Consider the following 15155-nt stretch of genomic DNA (forward strand, 5'->3'; position numbering starts at 1 on the left):
TCTCTTTTTAAAATGGACAGACAACAAAAAAAATCAAAAAATTATATATCATTGTTTTTATTCCACAACCATCGTATGAAATTTGCAAACTTATTTAGTTTTTAAAATAGTTCAACATTTTATTAGCAATATGTGTCCACTCGAACTGTTTTACATCTTCAAAAGCTTTATTAATTTTAACATCATCTTTATCTGATATAATTTTTAAGAGTTTTTGCTTGATAGCTTCCGCATTTTTTATAGGTACAATTTCTGCATTATCTATAGAGGCAGGATAGTATCCAGTTGTAATAACGGGTATTTTGCAAGCCATAGATTCCAAAACAGGATAATGTATTGCTTCCAATTGTACAGTTCCGGCACAAACATAGATATCCAAAGATCTATAAAAATCTGCTAAATTATGGTCTCCATTGGGATAAAAAACCTTTACACCATCAATATTACCCATTGCTTCCTCTCCAAACGCGACATGAAGCTCTACACGTTCACCCAATTCTTGTCGCAGCAACTGGAAGGCTTTTATAACGTATGCAGTTCCTTTATATTCTTCCAATCGGCCAATTGTTCCAATTATAATTTTCTCATTGCTTGATTCTTCATTGAGAGCAGGACGAAAAACCTCAAGATCAATTCCAGGATAAACCACCTTTGTCGAATGCAAATTAGCATAATTCTTATACATATCAGCATTTACTATAATATCTAACCCGAGATTGTAAGAATTCTTACTTATTTTTTTAAAAATAAAATCTTTCAAAGTCTTTCTATAATAGTACTCTGGCTCATAGGCCTGAACATAGTAGAACTTTTTTGCCTTAATTACTGATTTTTTTACAGGTAACGCAGTCAGACAATGATTAGCCAAAACAACATCTGCGTAACAATTGTTTAGAGCAGTCTGCATTGCTACCCTCATCTGAAACATTCTCAATAATGGCAGAGACGCATCTTTTTGGTCTTTTGAAACCAAATTACCTTTTTTATTGTAGTATAAAAAATCTGCAGTAGTTGGAAAATAAGGTGGTTCTGAACCAACATACACAAGAAAGCTGACCTCATTACCACTGGAAATCCAATAGTTGGCAAGTTTGGAAAGCACACGAAACCCTCCCGAGTTTCCAAATTTCCCTAAAATTGGTACTATAATTTTCATCTTGCTAATTTCAATTTTTTACTGAAGACTACTACCATTACAACAAAGTATAAAAAATAATTAATACAATACGATTGTGTAGAACCTAAAATACCAAAGTGGTCTATAAAATAATAGGATAACAAAACTAGAGAAGTTGCAAACAAAATTTCTGTAATGATATACATTTTAGTCATAGATTTTGCTACCATCACAAAAGCTAACAACCAGCTCATAATTTTAAAAAAATCACCAATCAATTGCCATAAAAACAGTTCTTTCATTGGATAAAATTCTTTTGTAAAAAGTATATTTATTACGACATCCTTTAACAAATATATCATAACTAAAGTTATAAAAATAAGTGGTGTAATGATTTTATACGTTTTAAAAATTTCTTTTCTCAAGATGTTGTTATCTGTTATCTCAGCAAGTTTCGGAAGATAGTAGACACTAAAAGATGTTGTAATAAACATCAGATACATTGCTGAAATCTTATTAATTCCCTCCCAAAATCCTGCATCTGTTATAGAATACTCCTTTATAATATACCCTCTGATTAACAATTGCGAGACAGGAAGTGTCATTGCAGTTACAAGAGCCATAAGAGTGTATGAAAAATATTTTCTAACAATCTGCTTATCCCAATTGCCCCATAATTGTTTTGAAAACCAGGATTTCTTCTTCAGATAAAACAGTGTAATAAGCAAAATAAATCCCTGATAAGTTACCAACGAAATTAGTGCTCCTTTTAGACCATATATCCATACTAATATCACGGTAAATATCAAACTGATGATATTAGTAAAAATATTAATGCTTACAAATTTTTTAAATTCTTTGAAACCATTAAGTACAGACAAGAAAAAATTATTAAATGAAAGTAACATCAGATTAAGCCCGAAAAGGATAAACAGATAATGATACTTTTCCTCAAAAAGAACCCACCGGCTCAAATATGTTGACAGAGCAATTAAAAAAAGGCTTGATATCCCTGAAAAATAAGCTGTTAGTTTGAAACCGTTTTTTAAATATTTTTGTAGAGTAGTTTTATCCTCTTTATATTCGGAAACATATTTTACAACACCGTTATTAATGCCACCAGCTCCAACCGTCGTGAAGATTGATGTAAAGTTCTGTAATTGCCCAACCAAAGCTACACCAGAGGGACCAATAATACTAGCAACAACTTTTACCGTTACATAACTTGTGATAAGTTTTATTAAAGTAGAAAACCCTGTATAGGAGAAAACTTTTACAAGATCACTCGATAGTATTTTCTTTGTTTTTGCAATCATTAAAATTCATTAATAATTTGTATAACTGATAAGACTTCCTCATCCGTCATAACAGGAGATATTGGCAAACTTAGAACTTCTCTATGAATTTGCTCTGTGATTGGAAAAGACAAATCATTCCACTCCTTATAAGCTTGCTGCTTATGTGGCGGAATTGGATAGTGAATAAGTGTCTGAACACCTTTGTCCGTAAGATATTTTTGCAAAGCTTCTCTATCCTCTGACCTGATGAGGAAGATATGCCAAGAGTGTTCTGCAATATCTTTAGGATTTTCCGGCAAAACTATTTTTGGGTTTTTTATTTCAGCTATATATATTGCTGCTATTTCTTTTCTACGGTCATTTTCAGTGTCAATATATTTCAATTTCACATCCAAGACAGCAGCCTGGATCTCATCTAATCGCGAGTTCAGACCCTGATAGATATTAACATACTTTTGATTGGATCCATAGTTGGCTAGTGCTCTAATCGTTTTTGCCAAAGCTTCATCATTGGTAGTAATTCCACCGGCATCACCTAAAGCACCCAGATTTTTTCCCGGATAGAAGCTAAATCCGGCGGCATCACCCAAATTTCCGGTTTTGATTCCTTTCCACGTTGCACCAATGGCCTGCGCATTATCTTCTATAACTTTCAATTGATATTTTTCAGAGATCTCTTTCAGTTTTTCAGAAAAAATGACTCTTCCATAAAGATGTACAATTAAAATACCTTTGGTTTTTTCAGTAATTTTTTCCTCAATTTTATCAATATCAATATTATAATGTTCCAGAGATGGCTCAACCAAGACTGGAACCAAGTCATTATCTGAAATAGCTAATATAGAAGCTATATAAGTATTGGCAGGAACAATAATCTCATCCCCTTTTTGGAATATTCCCAATTCTATATATGCTCGGAGAATCAATCTTAGCGCATCTAATCCATTGGCAACACCTATTGCAAATGCACTACCTGTATATTTAGCCAGGTTTTCTTCAAATACCTTTACTTCATTGCCAAGTAGATACCATCCACTTCTAAAAGTAGCAATAAGTCTTTCTTCTATCTCCGCCTGATGGGTTAAATTAATTTTCTGTAAATCTAAAAACTTAATCATTTGTTTATATTTTTGAGTTTTTTTGCAGGATTACCTACCCACAATTCATTTGCGGGAACATTTTTTGTTACCACACTACCAGCTCCTATCAATGCGTGCTCGCCAATAGTAATTCCTCCAAGGATAGTTGCATTGGCTCCAATGCTTGCTCCTTTTTTAACAATGGTCTGTTGGAACTCTTCCGGATATTGTTTGGAACGTGGATACCGATCGTTGGTAAAAGTGACATTCGGTCCAATAAATACATTGTCTTCAATACGAATCCCATCCCAAATCTGAACGCCTGGTTTAACCGTTACGTTGTTACCTATGATAACATCATTCTCTATAAAAACCTGACAATTGATGTTGCAATTGTCACCAATTGCTGCTTCTTTTAGAATGACTGTGTATTGCCAAACCAAAGTATTTTCTCCTATGGTTGCTGTTTGTACATCGGATAAAGGATGAATTTTACTCATTGATGTATTTTAAATAGTCGTCGTAATTTCTTATATAATCATTCTCATTATAAGTATGAGAAGCTAAAACCAAACAAATAGCTCCGGAAGAAAAATTAACTTCAGATGCCCAAACGCCTGGCGGGATATGTAATCCTACATCAGGACGATTTAGAAACACTTGTGTTTTATATTTTCCATCATCCAATTGAACCTCAAAACTACCACTTGCGGCAATTAGGAATTGATGGCATTCTTTGTGAGAATGTGCACCTCTACTTTCGCCACCAGCGATATCATAAAGATAAAAGACCCTTCTTACATCAAAAGGAAATTGTGAATCATTTTCTATAACAGTAAGATTACCTTCCGGAAAACTAACTTTTCCCAAATCAATAACAGAGCACTCGAAAACTGTCTTCTTATCCATGTTTCAAATTTTTGAAATCTTCAAAATCTCTAATATAATCTGCTTCGTTATAATTCTTATCAGATACAATTAAAGCCAATGAATTGGTTGAAAAGTTTTCTATTCTCCTCCAATACATCTTGGGTATATATAATCCATAATAGGATCTATTAAGAGAAAAACGTTCTTCTTTCTCCCCGTCGTTCAGAACGACATCAAAACTACCCGACAAAGCAATAATAAATTCCTGTTGTTCTCGGAAAGCATGACTGCCACGTACTTCTCCTCCCGGAACATCATAAAGCCAATAGGTTCTTGCGATCTCAAATGGCAATTGATTCGGATATTCAAAAAAAGACAGATTACCTCTTGGATCCACTATCTTTGGAAGTTTTATAATTTCAGGATTTCTCATTTGTTATTATAATTAAAATATCCTTTGCCACCATTTTTTCTCTTCTGCTTGGTAGCCATAGCCATATTTATTTCCGTAGCCAAAATTAGTTTTATGAACATCATTGAGAACAAAACCAACATTTTTGATTTTCTGTGATGCAATATTTTTGTTTGCAAAATCAATAAACCCTTTTTCTGTGATTTCTGATCTTGTAACGTAAACAGTAGCATCTGCGACACTGGATATTAAGAACGAATCTGTTACAAGCATCAATGGTGCGGTATCTAAAATGATATAGTCATAGACATTCCGTACGGCATCTAATAATTGATTGTAACGACCATTTTGTAGTAAATCTGTCGGATTCGGTGGAATAACTCCTGAGTAAATAAAGTCACAATTTGGATGGAATCCACTTGGATGAATAATATCGTTGGGGTTATTAATTTCTTCATAAAGGTACTCGGATAAGCCCTTACTATTTTTCATCTCAGGGTTATATCTCTGTAACTGTGGATTTCTAATATCGGAACCAATTACTAATATTTTTTTTGTAGATGATGCCAAAGCTAACGAAAGATTGACAGAAACAAATGTTTTACCTTCTCCTTTGATTGTAGAAGTCACAAAAATAGTTTTTGCTTCATTGGTCTTAGGCAACATAAAATTAAGATTGGTAACCAAAATCCTAAAGGATTCTGCTAATGGAGACACATCATTTTTAGCAATAGTCTCACCATCTTTTTTATACAATCTAGGAATTTCTGATAAAATTGGGGTATCTGTAATTTTCTCTAAATCATGCTTGCTGATTATTTTATTATTAAGAAGTTCTCTAATGTATATAAAGCCAAATGGTATCAAAAGTCCCATTATCCAGGCACCCAATATAGATAACATTTTTTTGGGGGCAACAGCTTTTTTCAAAACGTAGGCATGATCTACAACCCTTGCTTTGTTATCTGTCATGGCCATGGAAATTGCAGCTTCTTCTCTTTTCTGCAGTAAAAGAAGATATAGGTTTTCCTTAATCTGTTGTTGGCGCTCTATATTTCTGAAAAGCTTTTCCTGTCTTGGAACTTTTTGTATTTCTGTATCACTATAGTTATTTTCTCTATCAATTTGATTTTTGCTGGTATTCAAGTTTATTAAATATCTTTGAATACTCTCCCGCATAGCAGTTCTAAGTCCATTAAGATCTTTTGTAATTTCCTTAACCAATGGATTTTCTAGTGTAGCATTCTCCAACAATCTGTTTCTATCCATTACAAGTTTATTATACGCTGTAATGTTGGAAGTAGCTGTAGGATTATCTAAACCTATATTTGTAGGTAGAATTTGATAAGTTGAAGATTGGCTGTCAATGTACCCCAAAAGCATCTTGGAAACCTCAATTTGTGTATCTGTCTCAAGAGATTTTCTCCTAGTTTCAGTAGCTATCTGCAAATTGATTCTTGCTTCTGTTGCAATATCAACAATATCATTTTTTACTTTGAATTGTTCTCTTTCTGTTTCTACATCTCCAAGCTCTTTTGATATTAATATTATTCTTTCATCTATAAAATCTTTGGTTTTTTTCGATTCTGTATTTTTATCATTAATAGCATACTCATTATAAATATCAACTAGATTATTAAGAATATCCTGAGATTTTTCCTTATTAGAATGTGCCATAGATAAACCAATTACTGTTGCATCCTTATCCATCAAATCTACTTCCAATGCCTTTTGATAATTATCTACAATAGTAGCAAAATCGGAGTAAGTAAAATAAAAATCATTCAAATCCAACTTTTTAACTTTCTTAAGATTAAAATTTAAATTTTTTGTGATTATAAAATTAGCATATGGAAGACTGATTATTTTATTAAAGGTCGTAATAATATTAGCTTTTAATTCATTAGAAGAAAGAGTAATCTTATTACCTTGTATTTTAACATTAATTGGCTCTTTAGGTAACTCCTCAAAAGGCTTTTCATTTATTACATGAATAATAAATGGGTTAGTATTTTTGTATAATTCTACGTCATGATATTTTTCCCTAGAATAAATAGAAACCTGAAGTTTAAGATTTTTTGTAACATCTTCTATAATCTTTTTAGATTTAAAAATTTCTAGTTCGTTTTCTATACTATTAGTACCCATTCCAGCAAAGCCTCCAAGTCCAGACAGCACGCCAAAATCTCCAGATGCTGTGGACATTTTTTTTGCATCTTTTATGAGTACGGATGATTGTATCTTATAGATAGGCGTCGTAAATTTTATATATAATACTGCAAGAACTGTTGTTAGAAACATTGCTCCTAGAAACCAATACCATCTTTTTGTATACGGTTTAATAACCTCCCTTAAATTGAATTCTTCTTCTTTTTTCGTAACGTCCATTAAGTAATTTATTTGTTGTTGTAGCCATAGCCATACTTATTGCCATAGCCAAAGTTTTGCTTTGTTACATCATTTAGTATAAATGCCACATTATTTAATTTCCCTGTCTCAACAGAGTCGTTTGCAAATTCTATAAGTTTCTTATCTGTGAAATTAGCCCTTGTAACATATAGCTCAAGATCTGCGTGCTTTACAAAAGTAAAAGTATCCGTTACTAAAAGTAATGGAGCTGTGTCTACAATAATATAATTATACCTTACTTTTAGCTCTTCTAATAACATCCCTAACCTTCCATTTGTAAGTAATTCTGTTGGATTAGGTGGAATTGTCCCTGAATAAATAATATCACACTTATCGTTACTTGGATTTTTGAATAAAATCTCATCGACAGTAATGTGATCATCGTACAAATATTCCGTTAGACCTTTCCCTGGATTAACACCATCATTGTATCGTTGGAGTTGTGGATTTCTAATATCTGTGCCTATAATAACAACTTTATTCCTACTAGAGTTAGTAAGAGTTAAAGCCAGATTCATTGATACAAATGTTTTACCCTCACCTTTAACAGAAGATGTCACAAAAATAACATTATTATCAGCATTTTTTGGTAATAAAAAATCAATATTTGTATTTAAGATCCTAAAAGATTCTGCTAATTGAGAAAAATCATTTCGTTTAACCAGATGATCTATATTTTTACTGATAGCGGGAATCTCTGCAACTATAGGAATTTTGGTTAATAACTTAAGATCATCTTTTGAACTAATTTTGGTATTGAATAGTTCCTTTAAATAAATTATTACAAATGGTAACAGGCATCCGAAGACGAGACTTAATAATAATATAATTATCTTCTTAGGTGCCACAGGTTTATCAGAAACAAATGCAGGTTCTACGACTCTCGCTTTTGGTGCAACAACGGCTAAAGAAATTGCCGTTTCCTCACGTTTTTGTAGAAGTAATAAGTAAAGATTCTCTTTGATTTGCTGTTGCCTTTCCAGACTTCGGAAAAGTTTTTCCTGATAAGGTATTTTCGTAATCTTCGATCCTATATTATTCTGCTCACTTATATACTCATCAAGCGCCAATTGTATAGCAACTTTATTTTTTTTCAAGGATTCTTCAATAGATTTTTTCATAGAATCAATCTGTTGCGTAATATCTAATACGATAGGATTCTGCGGTGTGGCATTTTCCAACAATCTATTCCTTTCTATTACAAGTTTATTATATGCTGCAATATTATTATTGGATTCACTATTATCCAACCCAATGTTAATAGGAAGAACTTGATAGCCGTTCTGCCTGTTGAGATAAGATATAAGATCTTGATTCAATTCAAACTGCGCCCCTAATTCAAGCTGCTTTTTCCTCGCATCCGAAGAACTCTCAAGATTGATCTTCGATTCTGTCATCAGGTCTGTTATTTTATGATCTGTCTTAAATTTTTCTTTTTCAGATTCTACATCTCCTAACTCTCTTGAGATTTTTACAATTCTTTGATCAATGAATTCCTTTGTTTTTTGTGATTCAGAATTTTTGTCTAAAATAGCATCCTTATTATAAGAGTCGATTAAAGATTTCAGAATTTTTTTTGCTTTATCAGTTTGTGGATAATTAAGAGACAAATTAATTATTGTAGCATCTTTGTCGGCTAGATCTACTTGCACCAACCTTTGTATAGAAGATGCCGCACCCTCTAACGTATTGAAATAAATTTTAAATTGATTACCAATCTTACCCACTTTTTCAGAATCAAATAACCTGTTTTTTGCAATAATTATATTGGCAAAAGGTAAACTGATATATCTACCAAAGACAACTTTTTGAGAAATGTTATATTCTTCTGATTCTAAAACAGGTTGACTATCTTCAAAACGCAATAAAAAAGGTTCTTTTGGGAACTTTTTATTTTTCTTTTCGTTGATTATATGAATGGCTACCGGAGAGGTATCACCAAAAAGTTCTTTTTCAACAATATCATTGGTTTGATATATGGAAACTTGCAGTTGATTATTAGAAACTATATCTCTTGCTAATTTTTTTGTCTTAAAAACTTCTAACTCATTTTCAATACTATTAGTACTCATCCCACCAAAGCCGGAAAGTCCTTCCAAAACACCAACATCACCTACACTTGCTCCGAGTGATTTTTTGGCATCCTTTATAAGTACTGCACTTCTCACATTATATATTGGCAGAGATGTTTTTATATAGGCAAAGGCTAATACCAATGCTATAAAAACACCAATAAGAAACCAGTACCATTTTGACAGGTAAGGTTTTAGTACTGCGTGAATATCAAATTCTGAGGGGTTATTAGTGTTTTTTTCCATCATCTTATCAATGAAACTGAAAAAATATTTATCTGAATAGTAAGGCCAAAAGTCCTACAACAACTGAGGCTATCGATATAAATACACCTGCTTGCGGTCCAAATGCTGAGGAATTTTTCTTTGTATTATTGGGAGAAACATATACAACATCGTTTTGCTTCATATAATAATAGGGAGAATTAATAAACTCAGCATTTGTCAAGTCTATATATTCTTTACTAGTCACCCCATTTATATTCCTGATAACTAATACATTTTTCCTTTGTCCATATATTGTTAAATCTCCTGCCAGTCCCAAAGTAGCAAGCAAGGTCATAGATTGCCCATCTGGAACCAAAAAAGCTCCCGGCTTGTTAACCTCTCCCAATACTGTTACTTTAAAATTAGTATTTCGAATGTTCACTCCAGGGTCTTTCACATACTTTTTAAGACCTTCTTTCAAGATATCACGAAACTCCTCAATTGTTTTTCCAGTGGTATTTAGTTTTCCAAGTATTGGATACTCTATATTAGAATTAGAATCTACGATATATGTGGGTCCAGAAACAGAGCTTTGTGCTTGTACAGGCAAATTACTACTCGGTAATGAAAATTGAGAGACATCACTCGACGAATAATTCTGATTAAAAGGTCTTACAACATCATTATCCTTTGCCGACACAGAAATCATCAATTGATCTCCAGGCTGAATTGTAAAAGTAGATGTTTGTATCGATGCTTGAATTGCTGTTTGCTCTATATTTTTCATGTAATCAATATCTTCTTTTACTTTGCACGAAAATATAACACAAAATAATGAAGCCATAAAGATTATGGATAAAGCTCTTCTCATATATAATAATTCTTAACTGAAGGTTTGCAAATATAGGAATTCTTATTTATCTAACGATTCATATATAGAATTATTGCTTTTAAATTCTTTAACTATAGATTTTAGTATTCTCACTATTTCCTGCTTTTCTTCTTTTTTAGAAAATTCTATCACAAGATCTGTTAATTGATCTATTTCTGCAAATTGCATAGACGGATCCTTAGAAATCATAATTTTATCATGAGAAGTAGGTAAAGTTCTTGCATTATCGCTTAGAAGCTCTTCGTATAATTTTTCACCTGGTCTTAAACCTGTATAAATAATTTTAATATCAATATCCGGCTCGAAGCCTGAAAGCTTAATCATTCTTTTTGCTAATTCTAATATTTTAACGGGATCTCCCATATCAAAAACATATATCTCACCTCCTGCTCCCATTGTTCCAGCATGCAATACTAATTCACAAGCTTCTGCTATGGTCATAAAATATCTCACAATTTCCGGATGAGTAATTGTAACAGGCCCCCCTTTTTCTATTTGTTTTCTAAAATGAGGGATGACAGATCCATTGGATCCCAAAACATTTCCAAAACGCGTTGTGATGAATTTTGTAGTATTTCCTTCTAAATTCTGAAGAGATTGAACAAATAATTCCGCCACTCTCTTGGAAGCTCCCATCACATTAGTAGGATTTACAGCTTTATCAGTTGAAACCATTACAAAACGGTTCACATTATATTTGTTTGAAAGCAAAGCCAAGTTTTTAGTTCCTAAAACATTAACCAAAACGGCCTCATGGGGATTATCTTCAACCAGTGGAACATGCTTATAAGCAGCAGCATGATAAACCATCGAAAAATTATATTTAGCAAACAATGGTTCCAATCGACTAAGATTAGAGATATCTGCCAATATAAATTTAAAATTAATATGAGGATATAACTCTCTCATCTCCAACTCAGTATCATAAAGCGGCGTTTCTGACTGATCTAAAATAATGATTTGCAGAGGCTCTAAAAGTGCCACTTGCCTTACAATTTCACCACCTATTGAGCCTGCTCCACCTGTAACTAAAATTGTTTTTTGGAAGTGTCTTTTTTTAACTTCAAGATTATCTAACTTAATTTGTTTTCTGTTAAGCAAATCTTCAATTTGAATAGTCTTGATATTATTAATAATGTCGTTTGTCCTAAGCTTCTGCATTGCCGGCGCTTTGTAAATCTTAAGATTATATTCTAAAAATAAATTAACCCAAAACTCTAATTCATCTTTCTGAAGTGCTTCTTTTATAACCAAAACTCCATTAATATCACTAATCCCATTTCTTAAATTATTAATGAAATTCTGTTTGGTAATAATTTTTTTATCTAATAGTTTTATATTAACTTTTTTATTACTGTAAGATATAAAACCCTGAATATCAAACGGAAGATTAGGACTAGAAAGAATAACTTGGGCTATCGCAACAGATAAGTCATCATCGCCTAGTATATAAATTTTCTTTCTGCTAAGGCTTCTCTTATTTTCTTTAATGAGATTAAATCCACCTTTCACACAAAGTCTGAAAACAAATAAACAAAGACATGAGATTGCAAAATATAACCCCAAAAAAGGTATTAATACTACTTTTTGCTGTGACCCAAAATAATAAGTATAGTTGATTATAATGATGGTTAAATTACTACAAAGATTTGCAAGAAATATTTTAAACAAATCAACAAAAGTAGAATGTCTTATGACTCCAAGATAAGTTTTAAATATATACATATAAAAAACATTAACCGAAATAAGAAACATAAAAACATAGAGTAAAGGAAAAACATCATAATGCTTCACCTCTAACCCCATTATAAGTAAATGAGACGCAGTAAGAGAAAGAATCAATATTAATATATCAATAACTAAGATGACCCATCTTGGCAAAAATTTTAAGTCCGCAAGATCCAGTACGTTATCATTCAGTGAAAATCTTTTAAGATTTTTAACCTTATCCATTTTATTTGGTTAGTTATTTTTTAAAATTGGTATTTACTTATTACTTCATTAATTCTTTTTTTATCATCACTTGTTAAATTAGATCCTGAAGGAAGACATAAGCCTCTTTTAAATAAATCTTCTGCAACAGTTTCTCCATAATATGGACAATCTTTAAAAACTGGCTGAAGGTGCATCGGTTTCCATAATGGACGCGTTTCTATATTTTCTTCTGCAAATGCAGTCATTAATTCCAGATTTGTTTTTTCTGTAAGGGTAGGATTAATTGTTATACTTGTTAACCAATGATTGGAATAGAAATCTGAACTTATTTCTGAAAAAACATTCACCGCTTCTATATTTGAAAATAAACTTTTATAAAAGTCATGATTTTCTCTTCTCTTTTGCACTCTTTGTTCTAAAACTTCCATTTGTCCCCTACCAATTCCGGCGCAGATATTACTCAATCTATAATTATATCCAATCTCCGAGTGCTGATAATGGGGTGCATTGTCTCTTGCTTGAGTTGACAAGAAAATTGTTTTATCTTTTTGTTCTTTGGTATTAGTTACTAAGGCACCTCCTCCAGACGTTGTAATAATTTTATTGCCATTAAAAGAAAGTAAAGCAAATTCTCCAAAAGTTCCGCAATGTCTGCCTTTGTAAGTAGAGCCCAAGGATTCAGCACTATCCTCTACTAATGGAATATCATATTTATTACATACTTCCAAAAGCTCATCCATCATTGCTGGCATACCATACAGATGAACAACAATAACGGCTTTTGGTTTTTTATTTTTTTTGATTCTATCCTGGATAGCTTGTTCTAAGTAAACCGGTGACATATTCCAATTAGATTCATCAGAATCAACAAAGACAGGATTGGCTCCCAAGTATTTAATTGGATTAGCAGAAGCCGAAAAAGTAAACGATTGGCAGATTACCTCATCTCCATATCCAACACCTAATTGAACTAATGCTAAATGTAAAGCTGCAGTTCCCGAACTAAGTGCAGAAACAAACTTATTTTCATTAAGAAAATTTTCTATTGAAGTTTCAAATTCATCTACATTTTTTCCTAACGGAGCAACCCAATTTTGATCGAATGCATCTTGAACATATTTCATTTCTCCTCCACCCATATGTGGAGATGATAACCAGATTTTAGATTTCATTAATAGTGACTAATTTAGAATCGCCCAAATTCATTTTTATTATTAACAAAGTTAATATTATTTAACTTTATTACGGAAAATTATTTAACCAGATAGAAAATAATATTTATACTATTTTGGAATGTTATTTATTATTTTCGCAGGATTTCCTACTACTATCACATTATCAGGCACATCATTGATAACAACAGCACCAGCTCCTACTACAGACCATTTCCCAATTATAACATTTTGTTTAATAGAGGCACCGATACCTACCTGAGCACCTTCTTTAACTTTTATATTACCTGCAAGAGCAGCGTTGGGCGAAATATGTACAAAATCTTCAATTTCACAGTCGTGGTCTATACAGGCAGAAGTATTGACAACACAATGATTACCTACTTGAACAGAAGAATTAATCACCGCTCCAGCCATCACTACATTACCATGACCAAAAACAGCAGTTCTGGATATTATAGAACTAGGATGTATCAAATTAAAATCAGCCGATTTGTACTTTAAAGAATTACTTTTTCTATTATAATTACTTCCAAATGCATAAAATATATTCTCTTTTTGTAATAGAGAATCAATGTCATTGGAGACATTATAATCTAGTATAGTTGTAACATTTATATTCTGATCATAAATACCAGTAATTTTATAACCTAAATCCTCAGCTATTTCAATTACTACTTTTGCGTGTCCTCCCGCGCCCAAAATACAGACTTCTTTATTCATTCCCTTTGAAATTTTCTGTAGTTGCTACACCAGCTGTGTTGATTCCTTCGCTTTTAATTACTTTTTTTATGGTCAATAAAAATATCTTTAAGTCCAAAAGTAAGCTTAAATTGTTCACATAATAAACATCAAATATAAATTTCTGTTGCCAGGTAATTGCATTACGTCCATTGACTTGAGCCCAGCCGGTAATACCTGGTTTTATATTGTGTCTTTTTTTCTGCTCATCATTATACAATGGGAGATAATGGACCAAGAGAGGTCTTGGACCTATAAAACTCATATCGCCTTTTAAAACATTGATTAATTGTGGTAACTCATCTAAAGAAGTTTTTCTGACAAACTTACCTAACTTTGTAAGTCTCAATTCATCGGATAAAAGATTACCAAACTCATCTTTTTGATCCGTCATGGTCTTGAATTTTATAATTTTAAAAACCTTTTCATTTTTACCCGGACGATCTTGTAAAAAAAACACATTCTTCTGATTAAAAAAATATAATAAGATAATTATTATTACAAATACAGGAGATAGCATCAGAACAAGTAAAAACGCAAAAACAAAATCAAACAAAGGTTTTATGAAAATTTTATACATCAGGTAAAACAAATCCGAAATTATTGAAATTTCGGATTTAAAAATTTAAATATTAATTTTATTCTTTTTTCTTTGATAATATATGGCTAACATAATACCAGTTAATAACAACACCGGAACAAATCCATTAATAGGGACCGGTTCACCAGGGTTACCTGGACCTTCTGGTTGTTCACCACCTGGAGGTAATGCTGATGCTGTTGTTGGTTCTTCTTCAAATGCTGAAGTTTGATTAACAGCATTTTCCTGACTAACTTTGGATTGCTCATTATCAAAAGCATTCTCCTTAAATTGAGCAAAAGACATTATACTTAAACTCAGGTATATTAAGATCAAATATTTTCTCATCGATGGTTTAAAACTAAACATAT

Annotated in this window: 14 protein-coding genes; all 14 read right to left on the bottom strand. The window is 32.0% G+C overall.

The features are described 5' to 3' along the window. Positions 1-94: 94 nt before the first annotated feature. Entirely contained in the window at positions 95-1156 is a 1062-nt protein-coding gene (locus BUR19_RS11640; protein WP_074235477.1) for a glycosyltransferase family 4 protein, read from the bottom strand. Next, positions 1153-2433, bottom strand: coding sequence for an O-antigen translocase (locus BUR19_RS11645; protein WP_074235478.1), 1281 nt, complete (start codon positions 2431-2433; stop codon positions 1153-1155). The genes BUR19_RS11640 and BUR19_RS11645 overlap by 4 nt, the downstream gene beginning before the upstream one ends. Next, positions 2433-3533, bottom strand: coding sequence for a DegT/DnrJ/EryC1/StrS family aminotransferase (locus tag BUR19_RS11650; protein ID WP_074235479.1), 1101 nt, complete (start codon positions 3531-3533; stop codon positions 2433-2435). The genes BUR19_RS11645 and BUR19_RS11650 overlap by 1 nt, the downstream gene beginning before the upstream one ends. Then, positions 3530-3994 carry an acyltransferase gene (locus tag BUR19_RS11655; protein WP_074235480.1) on the bottom strand — a complete coding sequence of 155 codons (465 nt, stop codon included), beginning with the start codon at positions 3992-3994 and terminating at the stop codon, positions 3530-3532. Before BUR19_RS11655 ends, BUR19_RS11650 begins: the two co-directional genes overlap by 4 nt. Further along, positions 3987-4403, bottom strand: coding sequence for a sugar 3,4-ketoisomerase (locus tag BUR19_RS11660; RefSeq protein WP_074235481.1), 417 nt, complete (start codon positions 4401-4403; stop codon positions 3987-3989). The genes BUR19_RS11655 and BUR19_RS11660 overlap by 8 nt, the downstream gene beginning before the upstream one ends. After that, the gene (locus BUR19_RS11665; protein WP_074235482.1) at positions 4396-4797 is read right to left on the bottom strand and encodes a sugar 3,4-ketoisomerase; all 402 of its coding nucleotides are present in this window, start codon (positions 4795-4797) and stop codon (positions 4396-4398) included. Before BUR19_RS11665 ends, BUR19_RS11660 begins: the two co-directional genes overlap by 8 nt. Positions 4798-4809: 12 nt before the next feature. Continuing rightward, complete coding sequence (locus BUR19_RS11670; RefSeq protein ID WP_074235483.1) at positions 4810-7164, bottom strand: GumC family protein; 2355 nt, start codon at positions 7162-7164, stop codon at positions 4810-4812. Between the two features lie 8 nt (positions 7165-7172). Further along, positions 7173-9503: a GumC family protein gene (locus BUR19_RS11675; protein ID WP_074235661.1), complete on the bottom strand. Its 2331-nt coding sequence runs from the start codon at positions 9501-9503 to the stop codon at positions 7173-7175. A 28-nt stretch (positions 9504-9531) separates the two neighbouring features. Beyond that, positions 9532-10335, bottom strand: a complete 804-nt coding sequence (locus BUR19_RS11680) for a polysaccharide biosynthesis/export family protein (protein ID WP_074235484.1) — start codon at positions 10333-10335, stop codon at positions 9532-9534. Positions 10336-10377: 42 nt separating this feature from the next. Next, positions 10378-12309: a polysaccharide biosynthesis protein gene (locus BUR19_RS11685; RefSeq protein WP_074235485.1), complete on the bottom strand. Its 1932-nt coding sequence runs from the start codon at positions 12307-12309 to the stop codon at positions 10378-10380. Positions 12310-12329: 20 nt separating this feature from the next. After that, entirely contained in the window at positions 12330-13463 is a 1134-nt protein-coding gene (locus tag BUR19_RS11690; protein WP_074235486.1) for an aminotransferase class I/II-fold pyridoxal phosphate-dependent enzyme, read from the bottom strand. A gap of 111 nt (positions 13464-13574) precedes the next feature. Further along, positions 13575-14186, bottom strand: coding sequence for an acetyltransferase (locus tag BUR19_RS11695; protein ID WP_074235487.1), 612 nt, complete (start codon positions 14184-14186; stop codon positions 13575-13577). Further along, positions 14179-14784 (bottom strand): sugar transferase, encoded by a 606-nt coding sequence (locus tag BUR19_RS11700; protein WP_074235488.1) that lies wholly within the window; start codon positions 14782-14784, stop codon positions 14179-14181. Before BUR19_RS11700 ends, BUR19_RS11695 begins: the two co-directional genes overlap by 8 nt. Before the next feature lie 45 nt (positions 14785-14829). Continuing rightward, positions 14830-15132, bottom strand: coding sequence for a hypothetical protein (locus tag BUR19_RS11705; protein ID WP_175565898.1), 303 nt, complete (start codon positions 15130-15132; stop codon positions 14830-14832). Positions 15133-15155: the final 23 nt, after the last annotated feature.

Source organism: Epilithonimonas zeae (genome assembly GCF_900141765.1).
Lineage (GTDB): Bacteria > Bacteroidota > Bacteroidia > Flavobacteriales > Weeksellaceae > Epilithonimonas > Epilithonimonas zeae.